This is a genomic window from Streptomyces sp. NBC_01549 (assembly GCF_026339955.1).
Lineage (GTDB): Bacteria > Actinomycetota > Actinomycetes > Streptomycetales > Streptomycetaceae > Streptomyces.
In genome coordinates this window covers 3,287,868-3,309,244 of the sequence record NZ_JAPEPW010000001.1, presented here as the reverse complement: position 1 = coordinate 3,309,244, position 21,377 = coordinate 3,287,868, and the positions used below count along the sequence as shown (strand labels likewise).

General features: G+C 72.0%; 15 protein-coding genes, 1 tRNA gene and 1 riboswitch. Of the genes, 6 read left to right on the top strand and 10 right to left on the bottom strand.

Annotated features, from left to right (window positions below; translation table 11 throughout):
• Positions 1-15 precede the first annotated feature (15 nt).
• Both OG819_RS14710 and OG819_RS14705 read right to left on the bottom strand, forming a co-directional pair.
• Positions 16-3,531 carry a BTAD domain-containing putative transcriptional regulator gene (locus tag OG819_RS14710; protein ID WP_266649757.1) on the bottom strand — a complete coding sequence of 1,172 codons (3,516 nt, stop codon included), beginning with the start codon at positions 3,529-3,531 and terminating at the stop codon, positions 16-18.
• Positions 3,532-4,076: 545 nt separating this feature from the next.
• Positions 4,077-6,176 carry an asparagine synthase-related protein gene (locus tag OG819_RS14705; protein ID WP_266626084.1) on the bottom strand — a complete coding sequence of 700 codons (2,100 nt, stop codon included), beginning with the start codon at positions 6,174-6,176 and terminating at the stop codon, positions 4,077-4,079.
• 747 nt (positions 6,177-6,923) lie between these two features.
• Here OG819_RS14705 and OG819_RS14700 point away from each other — a divergent pair.
• The 4 genes from OG819_RS14700 to OG819_RS14685 all read left to right on the top strand — a co-directional run bounded on the left by OG819_RS14700 (position 6,924) and on the right by OG819_RS14685 (position 12,116).
• Positions 6,924-8,348, top strand: a complete 1,425-nt coding sequence (locus OG819_RS14700) for an MFS transporter (protein WP_099921857.1) — start codon at positions 6,924-6,926, stop codon at positions 8,346-8,348.
• Between the two features lie 154 nt (positions 8,349-8,502).
• Positions 8,503-9,717, top strand: coding sequence for an L-2-hydroxyglutarate oxidase (lhgO, locus tag OG819_RS14695; protein WP_323139344.1), 1,215 nt, complete (start codon positions 8,503-8,505; stop codon positions 9,715-9,717).
• Between the two features lie 76 nt (positions 9,718-9,793).
• Positions 9,794-10,633: a tRNA (guanosine(46)-N7)-methyltransferase TrmB gene (gene trmB, locus OG819_RS14690; protein WP_266626089.1), complete on the top strand. Its 840-nt coding sequence runs from the start codon at positions 9,794-9,796 to the stop codon at positions 10,631-10,633.
• 67 nt (positions 10,634-10,700) lie between these two features.
• Complete coding sequence (locus OG819_RS14685; RefSeq protein ID WP_266649753.1) at positions 10,701-12,116, top strand: PrsW family intramembrane metalloprotease; 1,416 nt, start codon at positions 10,701-10,703, stop codon at positions 12,114-12,116.
• 16 nt (positions 12,117-12,132) lie between these two features.
• Here the strand turns inward: OG819_RS14685 and OG819_RS14680 are convergent, their stop codons facing one another.
• The 6 genes from OG819_RS14680 to OG819_RS14655 form a co-directional block, all read right to left on the bottom strand.
• The gene (locus tag OG819_RS14680) at positions 12,133-13,077 is read right to left on the bottom strand and encodes an aldo/keto reductase (RefSeq protein WP_266649751.1); all 945 of its coding nucleotides are present in this window, start codon (positions 13,075-13,077) and stop codon (positions 12,133-12,135) included.
• 67 nt (positions 13,078-13,144) lie between these two features.
• Positions 13,145-14,182, bottom strand: coding sequence for a M23 family metallopeptidase (locus OG819_RS14675; protein ID WP_266626095.1), 1,038 nt, complete (start codon positions 14,180-14,182; stop codon positions 13,145-13,147).
• A gap of 11 nt (positions 14,183-14,193) precedes the next feature.
• Positions 14,194-14,351, bottom strand: a riboswitch (cyclic di-AMP (ydaO/yuaA leader).
• 254 nt (positions 14,352-14,605) lie between these two features.
• Positions 14,606-15,823 carry a PP2C family protein-serine/threonine phosphatase gene (locus tag OG819_RS14670; protein ID WP_266649749.1) on the bottom strand — a complete coding sequence of 406 codons (1,218 nt, stop codon included), beginning with the start codon at positions 15,821-15,823 and terminating at the stop codon, positions 14,606-14,608.
• A 76-nt stretch (positions 15,824-15,899) separates the two neighbouring features.
• Positions 15,900-16,091: a hypothetical protein gene (locus tag OG819_RS14665; protein ID WP_266433023.1), complete on the bottom strand. Its 192-nt coding sequence runs from the start codon at positions 16,089-16,091 to the stop codon at positions 15,900-15,902.
• Positions 16,092-16,226: 135 nt separating this feature from the next.
• Positions 16,227-16,300 (bottom strand) — tRNA-Met (locus OG819_RS14660).
• Between the two features lie 97 nt (positions 16,301-16,397).
• The gene (locus OG819_RS14655; protein ID WP_266626110.1) at positions 16,398-17,540 is read right to left on the bottom strand and encodes a dihydrofolate reductase family protein; all 1,143 of its coding nucleotides are present in this window, start codon (positions 17,538-17,540) and stop codon (positions 16,398-16,400) included.
• Positions 17,541-17,596: 56 nt separating this feature from the next.
• Here OG819_RS14655 and OG819_RS14650 point away from each other — a divergent pair, with 56 nt between their 5' ends.
• A complete protein-coding gene (locus OG819_RS14650) occupies positions 17,597-18,100 on the top strand; it encodes a MarR family winged helix-turn-helix transcriptional regulator (protein ID WP_266626112.1) in 504 nt (167 codons plus the stop codon).
• A gap of 183 nt (positions 18,101-18,283) precedes the next feature.
• Positions 18,284-18,910, top strand: coding sequence for a GTP cyclohydrolase II (gene ribA, locus OG819_RS14645; RefSeq protein WP_266433017.1), 627 nt, complete (start codon positions 18,284-18,286; stop codon positions 18,908-18,910).
• Positions 18,911-19,409: 499 nt separating this feature from the next.
• Here the strand turns inward: ribA and OG819_RS14640 are convergent, their stop codons facing one another.
• Both OG819_RS14640 and OG819_RS14635 read right to left on the bottom strand, forming a co-directional pair.
• Entirely contained in the window at positions 19,410-20,486 is a 1,077-nt protein-coding gene (locus OG819_RS14640) for a CU044_5270 family protein (RefSeq protein ID WP_266626113.1), read from the bottom strand.
• Positions 20,483-21,127, bottom strand: a complete 645-nt coding sequence (locus tag OG819_RS14635) for an RNA polymerase sigma factor (RefSeq protein WP_266649747.1) — start codon at positions 21,125-21,127, stop codon at positions 20,483-20,485. The genes OG819_RS14640 and OG819_RS14635 overlap by 4 nt, the downstream gene beginning before the upstream one ends.
• Positions 21,128-21,377 lie beyond the last annotated feature (250 nt).

Here is a 21,377-nt window from a genome sequence, read left to right as displayed (position 1 = left end):
CCCGCCTCATGCTCCTTACTCGTACTCCTTCAGCGCCTCCCCGAGTTCCCGCAGGGCGTCGGCCTGAGTGAGGCCCGCCCCCGTCGTCCGCTCGGACTCATGGCGGACGGGGCCGAGGGCGGCACGCGCGGCGGCCTCCGTACGCTCGGCGCCGGTGCGCTCCGGGGCGGGACGAGGGTTACCGCCGCGCCAAGACGTGCCGGCGGCAAGCAGACGGGCCGCTCGAGGATGGTCGCCGAGCTCGGACAGCAGGCCCGCCGTGCTCTCGACGAAACTCGCCGTCACCACGTCGGCGCACCGCCCCGTCACCGCCGCGGCCAACGCGTCGACCATCTTGCGCAGGCCGGGCTCCGGGCCGGACTCGGCGGCCGTCACGAGCGCCTCGACCCAGTTCAGCGCCGCCATGAACTGCGGCGGCGGGGTGCCGCGGGCGGTCATCTCGCACGCCTGCTCCCACTGTTCGCGCGCGAAGGCGACCTCGCCGTCGTCCAGGGCCAGCTGGGCGCGGAGCAGGCGGACGAAGGCGCGGGAGTCCGTCACGCTGTACCGTTCGGCCGCGGCGTTCGCCTCGTCCAGGGCGGTCAGCGCCCGCGAGCGATCACCCGCGCGGTAGGCGAGCTCGGCCAGCCGCGCCATGAGGAAGGGCGTCTCGGCGTACGCGCCGACCTCGAAGGCAAGCCGCAGCGCCTCCTCGTACTCGCCCTTGGCCTCCTCGTAGAGACCGCGCGCCATGGCCGTCTCCCCCGCGGCGCTGCACACCTGGGCGCGCACCCAGCGGTCGCCGACCCGCCGGCCGAGCACCCGCAGCTCCGCGAGGTCGTCGTCCACGCCCAGCATGCCGCCCGGGGCGTCGACGACCATGTGCGTACGGAACATCAGGGTGACGCCGACCTCCCACTCCCCTCCGTACACACGGCAGTTGGCCAGCGCCGCGTCCATCGACGGACCCACGTCGCCCCAACCGCTCAGGAAGAAGGCGGTCAACGGCCAGACGATGCCCGGCATGGTCGCCGCGTCCGGACCGCCCTTCTCGAAGAAGTCCCGCACCCGCAGGATGTACTCCGGAATCCACGGATACGCCCCCGTGTCCAACGGATCGGTCTCCACCAGCATGAACAGGTGCAGCATGCGCACCCGCATCCGCATGCCGTGCAGCGGATGGGACTCCTCGTGGTCCGGGGCGTCGAGGAAGGCCGCCAGCGGGTCGAAGCGGTCCAGGTCGGCGAAGAGGTCGCCACCGGCGCCACAGGCGCCCCCGTGTGACCCGTTCGCCTCGGACACGGCGCCCGTCGCGTCGAGCGCCGCACCCAGCCGCAGCACGCGGTCCGTCCATTCCCCGCCCTCGCGGCGGAAGTTGCGCAGCCACCAGAACCAGCCCATGGCGAGGACGAGCGCACCGGCGTCCTCCTCCGCACCGGCGACGATCGCGCGGTGCAGGGCCGCCCGGATGTTGTCGAGCTCGGTCTCCAGGCGGTGGATCCAGGGCAGCTGCGCGGCGGAGCGCAGCAGCGGCTCGGCCTCCTCGACGAGATCGAGCGCCCACGCACGATGGCGCCGCTCGGCCGCGGCACGCAGCTCGGGGACTTCGGCGGCGCGCTCGATGGCGTACTCGTGGATCGTCTCCAGCATGCGGTACCGCATGCCGCCACTGCCGTCCTCGTCGTACGGAGCGGACGGGGTCGCGACGATCAGTGACTTGTCGACGAGCGCCCCGACGAGATCGGCCACGCCGCCGGCGACCGCACCGGCACTGGAACCGGTGCACACGGCTTCGGCGGCCGTGAGATCCCAGCCGCCCGCGAAGACGGACGCCTCGCACAGCACGGCCCGCTCCCGCTCGTCGAGCAGGTCCCAGGACCAGTCGACGACCGCGCGCAGGGTCTGCTGGCGGGGCAGCGCCGTACGGCTTCCGGAAGTGAGCAGCCGGAAACGGTCGTCGAGCCGGTCGGCGATCTGGCGGGGCGTCAGCAGTCGCAGCCGCGCAGCGGCCAGCTCGATGGCCAGGGGCAGGCCGTCGAGCCGTCGGCAGATCTCGTCCACCGCCTCGAAGTCGTGGAGCGCGGCGTCGGCGTCGGGACGTACGGCCGCCGCGCGTTCCATGAACAGCCGGCGGGCGGGGTCGGGCGGCAGGGGCTCGACCGGGCGCACCAACTCGCCGGGCACGCCGAGGGGTTCACGGCTGGTGGCGAGGATGGTGAGCCCCGGGCAGCGGGTGAGCAGAATCTCCGCGAGCGCGGCGGCGGCGCCGATGACATGCTCGCAGTTGTCAAAGATCAGGAGCTGACTGCGCGGGGCGCAGTACTCGACGAGCAGGCCGAGCGGGTCGCTCTGGCCGGCCATCGACATCTCGCTGGTCATCAGCACGGTCTCGCGCAGACCGAGGGCGCTGACCACCGCGCCCGGGACCGCCCCGGGCCGGTCGAGCGGGGCCAGCTCGACCAGCCACGCCTGCGGAAGCCCGGCGGCGGCTTCCTCGGCGAGGCGGGTCTTTCCCGAACCGCCCGGTCCGGTCAGCGTGACCAGGCGTGCCCTCTGCACATCCGAACGGATCGCGTCGAGTTCGGGTTCCCGGCCGACGAAGGAGTTCAGGCGGGGGCGGAGGTTGCCGGTGCGTTCGGGGTCGGGGCGTGGGTGGGGGTGTGAGCCGGGGCCGGGGCGGAGGTGTCCGTCCTGCGTCGGGCTCGGAATCGGCCTCTCTTCGAAGGAGCCGGGGTCGACGCGCCCGCCGCTGCGGGCGGACACCTCCGTGCCGTCCCCTTCCCTCCGTACCCGATCACCGGCATACGGGGGTACGGGCCCCGGCCCGCCCTCGCCCGCCGGGGCCAGCAACTCCGCGTGCAGGCTCCGCAGTTCCCCACCGGGATCCGCCCCCAGACCCTCCTGGAGGGCGCGGCGCACCCCCTCGTACGCGGCGAGCGCGTCCGCTCCCCGGCCCGCGTCGCGCAGGGCGCGGATGAACAGGGCGTGCAGGGCCTCGTCGTACGGGTGGGCCGTCGTCAACTCCTTCAACTCCGGTACGACGTCCGGGGCGCGCCCCAGTCGCAGGTCCGCGTCGATACGCGCGCGTGTCGCCTCCAGACGGAGCGCGTCCAGGCGGGTCCCGGCGTCGCGGTCGGGGAGGTCCGCGAGGGCCGGGCCGCGCCACAGGGCGAGGGCTTCGCACAGGGTGTGGGCGGCGGTGGTCGCGTCGCCGCGCTCCAGGGCGGCCTTGCCCTCCCTTACCAGCCGCTCGAAGACACGCAGGTCCACGTCGTCCTTGGTGACCCGCAACCGGTAGCCGCCCGTCTCCGAGACGACCGCGTCCTTGCCGATCGCCCGGCGCAGGCGGCCGACCAGGGCCTGCAGCGCGGCCGGGGCGTCCAGCGGGGGATCGTCCGCCCATACCTCGTCGATCAGGGTCTGGGGGGTGGTCGTGCGGTCCGCTCGTTGGGCGAGCGCCGTGAGCAAAGCCCGTACGCGGGGGCCGCCCAGCCCGACCGGGGCCCCCTGATCATCCTCCGCCTGGGCGACCCCCAGGATTCTGTACCGCACCCGCCTATTCTCACCTCGCCCGGTGCGTGGAGCCGAGGGTTTCCTCGGCGGGCCTCCGCACCGGGGCTGCGCGCAGGTTCTCCGCCCCCGCCACCCCTACCCGTCCCATCCCCACTTTGGGGCTCCGCCCCCAAACCCCCGATCGGCCTGAACAGCCTCGTCCTCAAACACCGGACAGACTGAAGGTGCGGGCCGGGGTGGGTGGGGTGTGGCCCCTTTCAGGGGCGCGGGGAACTGCGCGACCAGCCCCCACCGGCCGGCGGCCAAACGAATCCGGGCGGGCGGCGGATCCGAGGGCGAAGTCCCGCCCCAGGGGCGCGGGGAACTGCGCGATCGGCCCCTCCGCCCCCACCGGCCCGCAGCCGCCCCCATACGGAAGGGTCCGTGCCGGTGCGTCGTAAGCGCGTCGCTTACGTTCGGGCCTGGAAGCGGCTCCCTGTAGGGCAAGGTCTGATCCGGCGGCGACGTGCTCGACGTACCGGCACGGCCCCGACCCACCGACGGCCACACGATGGCCACACGACAGCCGCACGACGACCCGGGCCCTAGCCCCGCCCCCCGGCCCCCGCCCCCAACGCCCGCCCCTGCGGCACGATCCCCGCGGGTACGGCCCGTTGCCGGGCGGGCGTGCCCGTCCAGCATGTGCCGCGGCGGGCCAGCAGGCGGCGCAGCCACAGTTCCAGGGAGACCAGATCCGCGAGCCCGTCCAGCGGCAGCGGCTCCCCCGCCGCGGCCGCCCGCAGGGCCTTGCGGACCACCCGTGCCTCGACGAGCCCCGCCTGCGCCAGCAGAGGGGTGTCGAACAAGGCGATCAGGGAATCCGCGGCCACCCGCAGCCCCGTTCGCGCGGCCGCCGCCGACGACGCATGCGACGGCGCGCCCCAGCCAGGCGGCAGGTCGGCCACCCCCGCGCCCTCCAGGACGGTCCGGAGGATCGCCGCACGCGCCCCGGGCTGAACCCGCAGCGCCTCCGGCAACTCACGGCACGCGCGCACGACCTGGTTGTCCAGGAACGGCGCGTGCAGCCGCTGGAAGCGGATCTCGGCGGCCTGCTCCAGGACGCGAAGATCGGCGGCGTGGCGCGCGAGCGCCGCCCGTGCACGGAAGTCACCGGGCCGCTGCCCGGGACCGACCGCCCCCGTCCGACCTGCGGCTCCTTGTAGGCGAACCGATACTTCAGCCAGCGCCTCACCGGTGAGCCAACGCGCCGCGGGGCCAGGCCTGGCCCAGGCGAGCGCAGCGAGCGACGCACCCACCGCGCCGCCCGGTTCCTCGAAGCGCCGGTGCAGCAACCGGTCGGCGAGGACGTCGACGCCGGTCCGGTACGGCGTACGGGCGAGCTTGCGCGCGGCGCCGTACACGCGTGCGGGGACCATGACGGACCCGTCCGCCTTCGCCAGCGCGGCGACGGGTCGCACCAGATGGCGTCTCTTGCGGTCCATCAGCAGGTCGGCCAGCCGGGCGGGGTGCGCGTCCAGCACCTGCCGGGCCCCGTATCCGGTGAAGTGGTCCGCGCTGCCGGAGGACAGCCGCGCGCGGTGCCGGGCCGCCGTCACCAGCGACGGCCCCGGCTCGTCCGTCAGCGGCCCCTCCAGGTCGGCGTACGGAAGCGTCTCCTCGCCCCCGGCGACGACCACATGGTGCAGCCTGGGGTTCGCGGCGAGCGTCCCGGCCCGCTCCACCTCGGCCTCCCGTCCGCGGACGGCGAGGTCGTTGAAGGTGACGGCGAGGAGCCGCTCGCCGGCGCCCGTGCCGTGCCCCAGGACCGTGCCGGGCGCCCCCGGCAGCCCCGCCGCGAGCAGGGCCAGCGTCCCGGAAGCGGGCCCTCCGGAGAGGTCGGCCCCGATTCCCGGTACGGGCATCCCGCGCGCCGCGCGCCGCTCCGCGGGCCCCATCCCGGGTACGGGCCCGGGGTCGATGTCGCTCCCGGGTACGTGCCGGGGAGCGGCGAGACGCGCGCGTACGGCCTCCACGAGGGCGTCCCGGACGCCGTCCACCGCCCTGTCGGGGTCCGCGGTGGGCGCGGCGACGGCGAGGGAGGCGACGGGCTCGTAGCCGGCGATCTCGCGGGCACCCGCGCGCAAGATCAGCGCATGCCCCGGCGGAATGCGCCGCACGCCGTCGTACGGGGTCGAGTCGTGGACCGCGGCCGGTACGTCGGGGGCCGCGAGCAGCGCGGCCAGGTGCCCGAAGTCGAGGTTGGCCTCGATGAGGTCGGCGAGGGGCAGGGCGGCGGTCGCGTAGGCCGTACCGCCCGCCCAGGGGGTGTAGAAGACGGGCCGTGCGCCCGCGAGGTCACCCGCGACGGTGGTGCGCCGGCCGACCTGGACGACGGCGGTGTAGCTGCCGGACCAGGCGGTGAGGTGGCGCAGTGCCCCGCCGCGCGCGGCGAAGAGACCGACCTTGAGTTCCTCGTCGCTCGCCCCGCAGGTGCCGAGGACCGCGATCCGGTTCTGCGCGTCGGCCTTGATGACGCGGACCTCGTCGGGGCGCCAGTCGCCGACCGCCCAGAGCGGATCGGGGTCGCCCCACAGGAGTTGGGAGCCCACCGGGTGCACGGTCTCGCCGTCGCTTCCGGTGGCACCCGCCGAGCCGGTCTCGAGCGCTCTGGCGGCGGTACTGCTCCACCCCACCAACCACCGCATCGACGCCTCCACAGGCTGTGGACAACCAGTGCACCGTACGAACTCGGCTCCATGCTGCCACGAAGAACGCGGATGGGAGGGCCGCTGCGACGGCTTGCGCCCCCTGGAATGCGCCCCCGCGAATCCGTTCGCGCCGTTGGGAGGCCGCTGCAAAGCCGATCCGAAGCAGATGCGAACACCCGCCCGAGCCAAGGCGATCACGGGAGACTCACCAGGAACGACGAGTGGGCGGGGGTGAATCGGCGACGCGAATGCGCCCCCGGTACGCTCCCCGAAAGCACCTCATGCGCCCTCAAGTGACGTGGTCGGAGCGCTATTTGCCCGCAAAGGCCACCGTCGATTTTCGGCCAAATCGGTTGTGGGCGGACAGGCGTGCACACGCTCCGTACAGGCCGTGCGCACCGCTCCGACAACGCACAGTCCGGGAGGCGGAGTTCGCCTCCCGGACCGGTCCGCCGCCCGCGGGGATGTAGGCGGCGGTGTCCCCCAGCCCACTGGATCCAGTACAGCGGGCCGACCCACGCGTGATCCATGGAAGCGCTCCCTCGGTGGCCGGAGAAGAGCGCACGGACGGGCGCACAGCCACACAGCGGGAGCACGATGCAACCGTCCGTACTTCCGTACGGACCACAATCCCGCCATCCGGAACAACGCCCCTTAACGCTTGGGATGCGGCGAACTACGCTGGGTTTACGAATGCCGCATGGTTATGCCAGTGCGGCAGCCGTCTGTGTCGAGGGGTGGCGCATGTCCAGGGAGCAACGCGGGCCGAACGAAAAACTCGGCGCCGTTCTCGCCCTCGCGGGAATCAGCAACGCAGGACTCGCGCGGCGCGTCAACGATCTTGGCGCCCAACGCGGGTTGACTCTTCGCTACGACAAGACGTCGGTGGCGCGCTGGGTGTCGAAGGGAATGGTGCCGCAGGGTGCGGCGCCGCATCTCATCGCGGCCGCCATCGGTCAGAAGCTCGGCCGCCCGGTGCCGCTCCACGAGATCGGCCTGGCGGACGCGGATCCCGCGCCCGAAGTGGGCCTCGCCTTCCCCCGTGACGTCGGGCAGGCGGTGCGCTCGGCCACCGAGCTGTACCGCCTCGACCTCGCCGGCCGCCGGGCCGGCAGCGGCGGTATCTGGCAGTCTTTGGCGGGATCCTTCGCAGTGAGCGCTTACGCGACCCCCGCCTCACGGTGGCTGATAACCCCGGCCGACAGTTCGGTGGCGCGGGACGTGAACCCTTCCGAGGGCTCCGGGGCACCACTGAAAGTCGGCCACAGCGATGTGCAGAAGCTCCGCGAGGCAGCAGAGGACGCCAGGCGCTGGGACTCCAAGTACGGAGGTGGCGACTGGCGTTCGTCGATGGTGCCGGAATGTCTGCGGGTCGAGGCGGCGCCACTGCTGCTCGGCGCCTACTCCGACGAAGTGGGCAGAGCTCTGTTCGGGGCGAGTGCCGAGCTGACCCGCCTGGCGGGCTGGATGGCCTTCGACACGGGCCAGCAGGAGGCCGCCCAGCGCTACTACATCCAGGCCCTGCGCCTGGCCCGCGCGGCCGCCGACGTCCCCCTGGGGGGCTACGTACTGGCCTCCATGTCCCTCCAGGCGACCTACCGCGGCTTCGGCGACGAGGGCGTCGACCTCGCCCAGGCCGCCCTGGAGCGCAACCGGGGCCTCGCCACCGCCCGCACCATGAGCTTCTTCCGCCTCGTCGAGGCACGCGCCCATGCGCGCGCGGGTGACGCCCAGGCGGCCGGCGGTGCCCTGAAGGCCGCCGAGGGCTGGCTGGAGCGGGCCCGGGACGGCGACCACGACCCGAGCTGGCTCGGCTTCTACTCGTACGACCGTTTCGCCGCCGACGCGGCCGAGTGCTACCGCGACCTGAAGGCGCCACGTCAGGTGCGCCGCTTCACCGAGCAGGCGCTGTCGAAGCCGACGGAGGAGTTCGTACGCTCCCACGGTCTGCGTCTGGTGGTGTCGGCGGTCGCCGAGCTCGAGTCGGGCAATCTCGACGCGGCATGCGAGCAGGGCGTACGGGCGGTGGAGGTCGCCGGGCGGATTTCCTCCGCGCGCACGACGGAGTACGTGAAGGACCTTCTGCACCGTCTGGAGCCCTACGGCGACGAACCGCGTGTGGTGGAGCTGAGGGAGCGGGCACGACCGCTGCTGATGGCTCCCGCGTAGTCGCCCCGCTGGGAAGGCCGTGGCCGACTGCGGGCCGTGTGTGGCTGAGCGCGCAGTTCCCCGCGCCCCTACGGGAGCGCGGACGGCGCCGCTTCCGGCGCTTCGCGGGTTTGAGGGCGTTGTCAGTGGCGCAGTGCACTCTTGAAGCCGGGAGGTGGAACAGGTGCGGGTCGCTCACGACTGCGATGTACTGGTGATCGGCGGCGGGATCGTCGGCCTGGCGACGGCGTATGCGATCACGCGCGCCGCGCCCGGCACGCGGGTGACCGTGCTGGAGAAGGAGCGCGGTCCCGCCCGTCATCAGACGGGGCACAACAGCGGGGTGATCCACAGCGGGATCTACTACCGGCCCGGCTCGCTGAAGGCGCGGTACGCCGTGCGGGGCGCCGCCGAGATGGTGAAGTTCTGCGCGGAGTACGACATCGCGCACGCCGTCACCGGAAAGCTGATCGTCGCCACGGAGAAGGCGGAGCTGCCCCGTCTGCACGGGCTCGTACAGCGCGGCCGGGAGAACGGGATTCCGGTACGGGAACTGGGCCCCGCCCAGATCGCGGAGTACGAGCCGGAGGTGCGCGGACTCGCCGCGATCCACGTCGGCACGACGGGGGTGTGCGACTTCGTCGCCGTGGCCCGGCAGCTCGCCGAGTCCTCCGGGGCGGAGATCCGCTACGGGGCGCGGGTCGACCGCATCGACCGCCGGCCCGCGCTCGGTGTCGCCGTCCGTACGGAGGACGGGGCGATCGTGCGGGGACGGGTGCTGGTCAACTGCGCGGGACTGCACTGCGACGAGATCGCGCGCCTGGCCGGGGACGAGCCCGGCATGCGGATCCTCCCCTTCCGCGGCGAGTACTACTCCCTGGCGCGTCCCGAGCTGGTGCACGGCCTGGTCTACCCGGTCCCCGACCCGGCGTTCCCGTTCCTCGGTGTCCACCTCACCCGGAGCATCGACGGCAGCGTCCACATCGGACCCAACGCGGTGCCCGCGCTCGCCCGGGAGGGGTACGGGTGGGGGGTCATCCGGCCCCGTGAGGTGGGCGCGGTCCTGGGGTGGCCCGGGGCCTGGCGGATGGCGCGGCGGCACTGGCGGTACGGGGCGGGGGAGCTGCGGCGGTCGGTGTCCAAGGCGGCGTTCACCGGGGCCGTGCGGCGGCTGCTGCCGGCGGTGACGCCGGACGACCTGATCCCGGCCTCGGCCGGTGTCCGGGCCCAGGCCGTCCTGAGGGACGGCTCCCTGGTGGACGACTTCCTCATCGAGGAGGGCCCGCGGACGGTGCATGTTCTGAACGCACCGTCTCCCGCCGCCACGGCGTCGCTCCCGATCGGGCGCGAGGTCGCGCGGAGAGCACTGGAGGTGCTGGCGGGGACGTGACGGGGTGACGGGCCGGGCTCTGAGACGGGTAGGGGCGCCAGGCTGCTCCCGGGGGCGCCGTAAAATCGTCCTCACTGTGTCTGACTCCATTGACTCCCCCGAAGAGCCTCGGTCCAGCTCCGCCGCCGGAGGTGAGCCCTGTCGGCGTGCCCGTGCCAAGGGGGAGCCCCGGTTCCCCGACGGCCCGAAGGCCGACCCCGCCGGATCGCACTTCGAGCGGCGGATCCGGAGTTTCCAGCCGCGGCGCAGCCGGGTCACCACGGGCCAGGCGGACGCGTTGCAGCGGCTGTGGCCCAAGTGGGGACTCGACATCGACGGCCAGCGGGTGATCGATCTCACGGAGTTGTTCGGGGGCGAGCGGCCCGTCGTGCTCGAGATCGGGTTCGGGATGGGCGAGGCCACCGCACGGATGGCGGCGGAGGACCCGGAGACGGGGATCCTGGCCGTCGACGTGCACACTCCGGGCCAGGGCAACCTGCTGAACCTCGCGGACCAGAACGGACTCACCAACATCCGGGTCGGCAACGGTGACGCGATCATCCTGCTCAGGGAGATGCTCACGCCCGACTCACTCGCCGGGCTGCGCGTGTACTTCCCCGACCCCTGGCCCAAGAAGCGGCACCACAAGCGACGGCTGATCCAGCCGGAGTTCCTCACCCTCGCCGCGACCCGCCTCAGGCCCGGCGCCCTGGTGCACTGCGCGACCGACTGGGAGCCGTACGCCGAGCAGATGCTGGAAGTGCTGAGCGCGCACCCGGACTTCGAGAACACCCAGCCGGACGGCGGTTACGCGCCGCGTCCGGACTTCCGGCCGCTGACCCGTTTCGAGGGCCAGGGACTGGAGAAGGGTCATGTGGTGAACGACCTCCTGTTCCGCCGCGTACAGCACCGAGACCAGCACACATCCGGCGGCTGAAGGCCCGCGGACGAACACCACCAGGCGCCGTCGCGGGCAGCGCCCCTCCCTCGTTAGGGTCAATGCCGTGTCCACCTTTCCCGCGTACCCGACGCATCCCGGCGGTCTCACCGGTGGGCCGGCCGAGGGTGCGCTGCGACACGCACACTGGTGGCAGCGGAAGTGGGTGCGCTACGGCGCGCTGATCACCCTGCTCGCGCTCTCCGGCCTCGTCATCCTGGCCCTGGTCCGCCAACAGACCGGCACCGAGGGCTTCCTGGTGGGCCTCGGCCTCGCCGTGCTGCCCGTGCCGCTGCTCGTCGCCGCGTTCCGCTGGCTGGACCGGGTGGAGCCCAGCCCCTGGCGGAATCTGCTCTTCGCGTTCGCCTGGGGCGCCTGCGCGGCGGCGCTGATAGCGATCGTCGCCAACAGTTTCGCGACCAGATGGATAGCGACCGCCACCGCCGACCCGTCCAGCGCCGACACTCTCGGCGCGACCCTCATAGCGCCGGTCGTGGAGGAGTCCGCGAAGGCCGCCGCCGTGCTCCTGGTCTTTCTGTTCCGCCGCCGGGACTTCACGGGGATCGTCGACGGGGTCGTCATAGCCGGAATCACCGCGACCGGCTTCGCGTTCACCGAGAACATCCTCTACATCGGCACCGCCTTCGGCACGGACCAGCTCAGCGGCGACCGTGGTCTGGCCTCCGTCACCGCCGCGACCTTCTTCGTCCGCGTCGTGATGTCGCCCTTCGCGCACCCCCTGTTCACCGTGCTCACCGGCATCGGCTTCGGCGTCGCGGCGCTGTCCGCCGAGCGCCAGCATGTCCGCCGCGTCCTGCTCCCCCTGACCGGACTGCTGCTCGCGATGGGCATGCACTCCATGTGGAACGGCTCGTCGAACTTCGGGGAGTACGGCTTCTACGCGGTGTACGGGGCGTTCATGGTGCCCGCGTTCGGTCTGCTCACCTTCCTCGTCATCTGGACGCGGCAGCGGGAGCTGAAGACCGTACGGACCGAACTTCCGGCGTACGCGGCGGCCGGGTGGCTGACCGCGCCCGAGCCTTACGTACTCGGCTCGATGAAGGCCCGGCGGCTGGCCCGCGAGTACGCCGCCCACCACTTCGGCAAGGCGGCGGCGCGCTCGGTCGCGGAGTACGAGGCGTACGCGACCTCGCTGGCGTTTCTGCGGCACCGGGGGCGCAGCGGGCGCGCCAATCCCGACTTCGTCGTACGGGAGCGGGAGTTGCTGCAGGAGCTGTGGCGACGCCGGGAGGTCGCCCGCCCCTCTCTCGCGTACGCGGCCCACAGAGCGGCCCCGAGCGTGCCCGTACCGCCGCAGCTGCCGCCGTCGTGGCCCGGGTACGGCTACACGCCGGTGCCCGGTCAGCCGAACCCGGCCGGCGCGCCCCCGAACCCCGCGAGCGCGCCCCCGTACGCCGCCGGTGCGACGCCATATCCCGCCCCGGCGACGCCGTATCCCACGTACAACCCCTACCAGTCCTAGGGCCTGTCCGGCGGCTTCAGGCCGACGCTTCCGTCAGCCTGGCCACTTCCGCGTCCGTCAGGGTCAGGTCCGCGACCGCCAGCAGGGCCGGCAGCTGGCCGACCGTCCGTGCGGAGGCGATGGGCGCCGCGACCGTCGGCCGGGCGGAGAGCCAGGCGAGGGCGACCGTGGCGACCTCGGCGTCATGGGCCTGGGCGACCTCGTCGAGGGCGGTCAGGACGCGGATGCCGCGCTCGGTGTCGAGGTGCTTGCCCGCGCCCTCGGCCCGCGCGGAGTCGACCGTCGTACCCGGGCGGTACTTGCCGGTGAGGAAGCCGGACGCGAGCGCGAAGTATGGGACGGCGGCCAGGCCGGTCCGGGAGGCGACCTCCTGGAGCGGGCCCTCGTAGGTGTCGCGTGACACGAGGTTGTAGTGGGGCTGGAGGGCGACGTAACGCGCGAGCCCCTCGCGGTCGGAGAACTCCACGGACTCCGCGAGCCGCTCGGCGGAGATGTTGGAGGCGGCGATCTCCCGGACCTTGCCGGCCCGGACCAGTTCGTCCAGCGCGCCGATGATCTCCTCGACGGGAACCGAGAGGTCGTCGAAGTGGGTGTAGTAGAGGTCGATGTAGTCCGTGCCGAGGCGGCGCAGCGAGGCGTCGGCGGCGGCCTTGATGTTCGCCGCGGACAGGCCCTTGTACTCGGGGTGGGTACTGACCTTGGTGGCCAGGACGACCTCGGAGCGGTTGCCACGCGCGGCGAACCACTTGCCGATGATCGTCTCCGACTCACCGCCCTTGTGGCCGGGGACCCAGGCGGAGTAGCCGTCGGCGGTGTCGACGAAGTTGCCGCCGCCGGCCGTGTACGCGTCGAGCACGGCGAAGGACTGCGCCTCGTCGGCGGTCCAGCCGAAGACGTTGCCGCCGAGGGAGAGCGGGAAGACCTCGAGGTCGGAGGAGCCTAGCTTGCGGAGAGAAGTCATGCCCTAATTCAACAGCCGTACCGGATGGCTGTATTCCGCATGTAGCTCCCCCGGCCTCCGGGGATGATCAGGGGTTCAGGCCCTTACTGTGCAGCCACGCCATCGGGTCGATCGCGCTGCCGCCGCCCGGATGGACCTCCAGGTGCAGATGCGGCCCGGTCACGTTGCCGGTCGCGCCCACGCGTCCGATGACGTCGCCGGTGGCCACCTTCTGCCCCACGCTGACACTGATGGACGACTGGTGGCAGAACCACAGCTCCGTGCCGTCCTCGAGGGTGAGGATCGTGCGGTAGCCGTACGAGCCGGCCCAGCCCGCCTCCGTGATCGTGCCGCTGTGGATCGCCTTGATCAGCGTGCCGGTGGGGGCCGCGAAGTCGAGGCCGGTGTGGTACCCGGAAGACCACATGGAACCGGCGTCACCGAAGCGGGAGGTCAGGGTGTACGAGGAGGTGGGCAGCGAGTAGCTCTTGGCGAGCTCGGCCAGGCGCGCGGCCTCGGCCTTCTGCTTGGCGTCCTCGTCCGCCTTCTTCTTCGCGGCAACGACCTTGGCCTCGGCGTCGTCCTTCTGCTGGGCGGCCAGCGCGACCGCCTTCTTCGCCGCGGCGGACTCGGCGGCGGCCTGGGCCGCCTTGTCGACCTGGTCCTGCTGCGACTCGGCCTGCAGGATGATGCGGGCGCGCAGTGCCTCGCCCGCGTCCTTGTTGCCCTGCGCGGCGTCGGCGCTGGTCACACCGGCGCTGGTGAGCGGGGTGGTCGAGCCCTTCGGCGTGCTGGAACCGCCGTCGGATATCAGCGCCTTGGCGGATTGGGTGACCGAGGAGAGGTCGGGCAGTGAGATGGACACCGGCGGCTTGCCGGGCGCCGCGGTGGCCATGCCGCCCGCGCCGACGGCGGCGATGACACCGACGCCCAGGACCGTGGAGCTGCGCGCGAGTCCCCCGCCGCGCTGCTTGGAGACGCGGTGCCGGCCGCGGAGGGGACGGATGGAATCCTCGGTGGGGTTCCACTCCTCCCAGGGGCCCTCGTCCTTGCCGTAGGCGTAGCCAAAAGTCTGGGTGTCGTTCGGCGGGAACGAAGTGGGCTGGGCAGGCCGGTTGGACGCCACGTGGGCGTGCTCCTTTCCTTCCTTCTCGCCTACCGGGTTAGCTGACGGGTTCGGAGCAGGAAGGTCTCCTACGCGCGTCAACCCACGGTGTCTCCACCGTGAAAGACGCTCGATTCACCCCAAGTTGGTGGTTCCCCGGTTCCCTTGCGGGATTCGGCGCGTGCGCACGGAGCCGACTCTTGTGACGGCTGGGACGACCGCGCTGCGTTATCGAACGTTAATAGACGCGGGTACCGGATTCCAAGCTGTTCGTACTGATCGTTAACCACTTTTGGCCAGGACTTACCGACCATGAGCGGCGGAAATCGGGCGAGTTGGCCACAGCTCCCTACCTGGCAGTTATCTGGCGGTGTGTCAGTCGTTATGCGGAGGGACATCGGCCGGTCACCCCTCGTGACAACGATCAAGAGCGCCCTCCCGCCGCTACGAGCGGCGCACGGCAAGCAGCGCCATGTCGTCCGTCAGGGCGCCGCCCGTGTGCCGCCGGGCCTCCTCGGCGAGCGTGACCAGCAGGGCGTCGGGGCCCGGGAAGGTCCGTCCGGCCAGGCGAGCGGCCGGATCGTAGAAACGTCCCTGTGCGTCGCGGGCCTCGGACAGTCCATCCGTGTGGAAGAGGAGCGTGGCCCCGTGCGGGAACTCCGTCTCCTCCGCACGGTCCGGCCAGGTGCCCAACTCGCCCATGCCGAGCGGCAGTGCGGGGTTCGCGGCGGCGAGCGTGACCAGCGTTCCGTCCGCGTGCAGGAGCAGCGGCGGCGGGTGGCCGCGGTTGACGATCCGTACGAGGCCGCCCTCCCGCGAGATCTCCGCGAGGACGGCGGTGGTGAACCCCTCGAAGGCGTCGAGGCCCTCGCGCCGGGTGCCCTCGCGGGCCAGCGCCCGCTCCAGCCGCTGCGCGACCGCTTCCGGCGTGGCCTCCTGCTCGGCCGCCTCCCGGAACGCCCCGATGACCACCGCGACGGCGGACACCGCCTCCATGCCCTTCCCGCGCACGTCGCCCACCACCAGCCGTACGCCGTGCGGGGAGTCCTGCACGGCGTACAGGTCGCCGCCGATGAACGCGCCCGCCTGCGCCGCCTCGTAGCGCGCCGCGACCTCGAGGCCGCCGATCCGCTCGTCGGGCTTCGGCAGGACGGCACGCTGGGCCGCCTCGGCGATCTGGTGGGCCGAGGCGAGCCGTTCGTCGGTGCGGCGGACGAGGATGTTGATGAGCACGGCCAGCACACCGACGGTCGCCACGGTGGCGACCTCCGTGATCGCGTCCACCTTGAACACGACGCCGAACCGGACGTGGATCGTGAGCACCGAGACGAGCGCGGTGACGCCGGTGAGCAGGGTGCCGCGCAGCGAGAAGAGCGGGGCGGCCACAAGCGGAGCGGCGGTGAAGAGGGGGCCCGCGGTGAAGGCCATCGGGGTGAAGTAGTCGTAGAACGCGCCGACCAGGATGAGCAGCGCGGGCAGTACCCGGACGAGGCTGCGCGCGTACGAGATGCGGCGCCGGTCCGCCTCGGCCGGGTCGGGCAGCGGCTCGCCCCCCAGCCCCGGATCGGGCACGGGGTCCTCGCGCAACCGCCCACCGGACCTGTCGTACGGCTCGTCGCATGGCTCTCCGGCCCGCTGCGCACCTCCTTGCTGCTGCCCCACCCGTCCAGGTTTCCCGGAGCGGGGGCGAGGGGCGAGCGGTGAGGGCCGACCGGGGGATGCGTCGGTCCGGGATGCGTCAGTCCGGGCCCGGCCACCTGACGCCGCCCGCTCCGCCCCGCCCGTGGTGGTGCCCGGCCGGGGCGACGACGGTCCCGCCGTCCGGCACGAGGTCATGACCCCCGTGACAGGCCCCGAGGAACAGCGCGCACACGGCGAGCAGCAGCGCGAGCGCCGACGCGCGCCGCTCCAGCCACCGAAGACAACTCATAGTGAGGAGAAGACTACTGATAGTCGCGTCGGCAGGGAAAACCCGGGCCGGACGGTAAAACGGGAAAACCGGGCCGGTGAAGGGGAAAAACCAAGGGCCGGAACTCGTTTCCGAGTTCCGGCCCTTGGCCTTCAGTAGCGGGGACAGGATTTGAACCTGCGACCTCTGGGTTATGAGCCCAGCGAGCTACCGAGCTGCTCCACCCCGCGTCGTTGAAATTAGTGTACGCCATCCGCGGGGCCCGATTCACCAGGGTTTTCGCGGACGACCGCGAGGCTCCTACCCGGCCGGAAGAAGTGGCCGCCCCTACCCGGCCGCAAGAAGGTGACGGTTCGGCGCCACGGCCCGCTCCTCGAACTCCGGCAGTACGACCACGTCCGCCCCCGCGGCCACGAGCAGCCCGTTCCCGTCGGCCCCCGTCACGAACGTGTCGGGCTCGCGCCACGCGGTGACCACCCGCCGTACCCCCGCGTCGAGGATCAGCCGCGCACAGGGCGCGGGCCGGGACGCCCGCCGCGCGCACGGCTCCAGGCTGCTGTAGACGGTGGCGGAGCCCAGGCGTGGATCCGCGGGATCGATCTTCGCGAGCGCCGCCTCCTCGGCGTGCACGACGGGATCGTCGCCTTCCCGCGAGTGCCCGCGCGCCAGCTCGGTGCCGTCGGCCGCCACCACCACCGCCCCCACGCTGAACGCGGTCTCCGAGGGCGGGCACAGCGCCGCGAGCTCGCAGGCGACCTCCAGCCAGTGCCGGTCCGCGGCGGAGGCGAGAGCGCCGGCCCCGGGTGCGGTGGGGGCGTAGCGGATGAGGACGACGTCCCCGACCGGCCGTGTCTCCACCAGCCGCATCCGCCCGGGCGGATATCCACCCGGCCCGAACAGCCGTGGCGCGTCCGGCTCCCCCACGAAGAGCGGGGCGACGGCGAGCTGCAGTTCGTCCGCCAGCCCCTGCGCCATCAGCTGGGTGTGCACACGCCCCCCGCCCTCGACCATGAGCCGCCGCACCCCGCGTACGTCGTGGAGATGTTCGAGTACGACGCGCCAGTCCAGCTCGGCGCCGGTCGGGACCACGTCGACGTCCAGCCCGCGCAGGGCGTCGCAGGCACGCTCGGCGCCCTTGTCCGTCGTATAGACGACCTTCTCGCCGCCCGTGTGCCAGAACTGGGCGTCCGGGTCGAGGTCGCCGGAGCCGCTGACGGTGACCTTGAGCGGGTACTCCGGGCGTCCCGCGGCGATCCGCGCCGCCCGCCGCTCGGCGGAGTTGACCAGCAGCCGGGGGTTGTCCGCCCGGATGGTGCCGGCGCCGATCAGGATCGCGTCGCTGGCCGCCCGCACCTCGTCGACCCGGTCGAAGTCCGCCGGGCCCGAGAGCAGCAGGCGTTCGGGGCCGGTGTCGTCCAGGAAGCCGTCCAGGGAGACGGCGGCGGACAACAGGACATAGGGGTGGGGCATGACCCTCCAGCTCCGAGCGCACGGTTCAAGTTTTAAACAATACCTACACTGGCGGCATGACGACCCGCTGGCTCTCCCCCGCCGAGCAGCGTGCCTGGCGCGCGTACAACGCCGCCACCTCGCTCCTGGAGGACACGATCGACCGGCAGCTCCAGGCCGAGACGGGCATGCCCCACCTTCACTACTCCATCCTGGCCATGCTGTCCGAGGCGCCGGACCGGCGGCTGCGGATGACCGACCTCGCCGAGATCCTGAAGATCACCCGCAGCCGGCTGACGTACGGCGTGACCCGGCTGGCGAACGACGGTCTGGTACGCCGTGAGGGCTGCCACAGCGACAAGCGCACCCAGATCGCGGTCCTCACGGACGAGGGCATGGCCGTTCTGGAGCGGGCGGCGCCGGGCCACGCGGAACAGGTCATGACGGCGGTCTTCGACCGGCTGACCCCGGAGCAGGTCGGGCAGCTGGAAGAGATCTGCGGGGCCATCACGCGCGGCATCCAGGGAGAGAATCCCGGGGCCTGCGGGGAAGATCTGCCGTGGCGACGGCGTTCCTCGTAAGTCGGCGACGGCGTTCTTCGTCAGCCGCACGGCGACGTTCCTCGTGAGCCGTGCGACACGCAATCGACCAAAGCCGTTGCTTGAACGTTAAAGCACCGTGTACTGTCTGTCTCCGAGGCAGTGCTTCAAATGTGAAGCATAACCGGCGCAACTCGCACCACACCCGCTGACCGGAGAGACAACATGCGCGATTTCCCCACCGCCACGGTGCGCACCCGCGTCACTGTGCCCCTGCGTTTCGGCGACGGCTACTCGGTCGACGCGGAGTTGGTCACCTTCCACGGCCTGACCGACGGCAAGGAACACCTCGCCGTCGTGCTCGGCAAGCCCGGCGCGACCCCGCTGGTGCGGCTGCACTCCGAATGCCTGACCGGTGACGTCTTCGGATCGGCCCGCTGCGACTGCGGTCCGCAGCTGCGCGAGGCGGTGGAACAGATCGCGGAGCGCGGCGGGGTGCTCCTGTACCTCCGTCAGGAGGGCCGCGGCATCGGCCTCTACAACAAGCTCGACGCGTACGCCCTCCAGGACCAGGGCCTCGACACGTACGCCGCCAACGCCGCGCTCGGCCTGCCCGAGGACGGCCGCGACTACACGGCGGCCGCCCAGATGCTCCAGGCCCTCGGCATCGACGACCTGGACCTGCTGTCCAACAACCCGGACAAGGCCGAGCAGCTGCGCGACCTCGGTGTGACGGTCTCCCACCGCGTCCCGACGGGCGTCTTCACCACCGCCCACAACGTGCGTTACCTGCGCGCCAAGGTCCTGCAGACCCAGCACACGCTCCCGCTGCCGGAGCTCACCGCGGGCTGAGCCATCGGGCCCCGCACCCCCAAAGCACACCGAAGCCCCGGGTCAGATCCCTCTGACCCGGGGCTTTTCGGTCCCGTCGACGTTGGCGCCATGCCCTGATTGCCCAAATCACAAGCGCAGCACCTAACACCAGAACCCCAACGACTGGGGGCAGAATCACCCACCCTGGAACGTATCTCGACTCAAGTGAGTCAAAAACGGACTACAGGCGGGCACTTGGCGATCAATTAGTGATGGACCGCGCACATACCGACCTCCAGAATGCACAGCGGCGCGGACCCACCCGGGGACCGCCTGAGCCCCGGGAAGGATCGGCGGGGCCTGGCCCGTTCGTGGCGACCGACGCCAGTGTCCGCTGTTGCGGAAGACGGATTCGAGGTAGGCGGCGGCATCGCCAACACGACGTCCGTGTGCGTGAGTCCGACCCTCGCCGCCCCCACCGCGAAGTTGCTGTCACTGGACGCCGTCCCAGCGCCGTCCCAGCGGGGCGATCGCGTTCTCACGCACCGGTACCTTGCGCGCCGGGGCGCTGCTTCTGGGCGTCGACGACGGCCCGCTCCAGCACGGCGGTGGATTCGATGACCGTGCCGGGCTTGACGCCGTCGGCCTGCTTGACCTGGACAGCGCGGCTGCCGAGATAGGCGTACGTCTTGGGGTCGAAGATCCACTCGGTGCGGTCGCCGCTCTTCTGGTCGACGTGGGCCAGGGCGATGCCCTCGCGTCCCGCGGCGTCCTTGGCATGGTCCACCACCACGACCCCGGGGATCTTGGCCGCGGCCCGGTACAGCGCTGCGTTCAGCTTCGCCGGTACGAGCTCCTCAATGAGCAGGTCACCGACCGTGGTGAAGGCCTGCTGGTCGGGGGAGTTCCCCTGGCCCTTGGTCTCCTTGTAGATCTTCTCCAGCAGGACGTCCGGGTCGGTGGGCAGCGTCTTGAGGTAGTCGTAGGAGGGGGCGCCCAAGCTGGGCTCGACGTCGCTGTCGAGGGTGATGCCGCCCTTGGGCTTGTAGCCGGGCTCGTCCAGCCAGCCCTGCTTGCCGTCGGGGGAATTCCACACCTCACGGATGTGCAGAGGCTGGACCCAGGCCTTGGACTTGTCCGTGTCGGTGTGCGAGACGGAGAGGAAGGAGACCTCGCTCTTGACGTAGACGTACTGGCCCGGGCCGGGTTCGGGCGTCTTGCGCGCCGAGGCGGCGGCGGCGATGTGCTCGACGGTGGAGGCGAGCTGGGCGGTACTGCCGGGCTCGATACGCACGACCGGCGCCTCGACCGGGGGCGGGGTGGCCACGGCCGGATCGACGCCCCCGGAACCGGTCAGCGCGGTGAAGGCGAATGCGCCGGCCAGCGCGGCGGCGGTGACCGGGACACCGATCAGCAGGAGACGGCGTGCCGGGCGGCGGGCCGGCGCAGGGGCGGGCGCGGGGGCGGGTGCGGTGCGCTGGATCTCGTTCATCAGGTGCTCCTCGAGAAGCAGGTGACGGTCGAGCGACAGGTGCGGGTCTCCCGGCGCCGGCAGCAACCGGGCCAGCTCCGCGTGGTCCAGCGACTCCTCACGCCGAGACTTCTTGCGGATCATTCGGACCTCTCCTCGTACGACTCGTGTGACCGGGCCGCAGAAGTGCGGCCGCCCTGTTCTTGTCCGTGGCGCGGTAGCGGTTCCCTGCGTTTCCTCAGGTCTTCGTCGGCCAGCTTGCTCAGCCGCTTACGGGCGCGGAACAGGCGCGAGCGCACGGTGCCGACCGGAACGCCGAGCACGGCCGCCGCCTCCGCGTAGCCGAGCCCGGACCACACACAGAGTGTGAAGACCTCGCGCTCGCTCCGGTTCAGCTTCTTCAGCACCCGCTGGGCGGCAGCCAGCTGGTCGGCATCGGCTATGCGGCCGACGAGTTCGTCGGCGAAGTCCGGGACCGTTTCCTTGGCCGGCAGGCGCTCCAGGGCCCGCTTGTGGCGGCGCGCGGCGCGGGTGGTGTTGCGCAGTACGTTCACGGCGATGCCCATGAGCCAGGGGCGCGGGCTGTCGCCCTCGTCCCGCAGTTTGACGCGCAGCCGCCACGCCTCCAAGAAGGTCAGCGAGACGATGTCCTCGGCGACGGTCCAGTCCCCGGTCACGCGCACCGCGTGCCGGTGGATCAGTCGGGCGTGGTCACGGAAGAGCTCGCGGAACGCCTCGGGGTCGCCTGCCCGTATCCGGGTGTGCAATGAGTAGTCCACGTCCATCCTTGTCCACGCGGCAGGGCAGGTTCCCGTGGCGTGCGTCACACGGTCGGGAGACATGGGCTCCGCGGCCGGCTCGCATCACGGCCGCCGTCTCCGTGGGGTGAGCGACATCTCGGTTCACCAGTTCACCGGAGGCAGATCCGGTTTGGCAGTGCCAGCTGGGCACGTGGAGTCCGCGGTGCCTACCGACGCTGACGGTACTGCCGTTCGGTGTGTGTCGCCGCCGCTGCGAGCTGGAGGCTACCGCTGT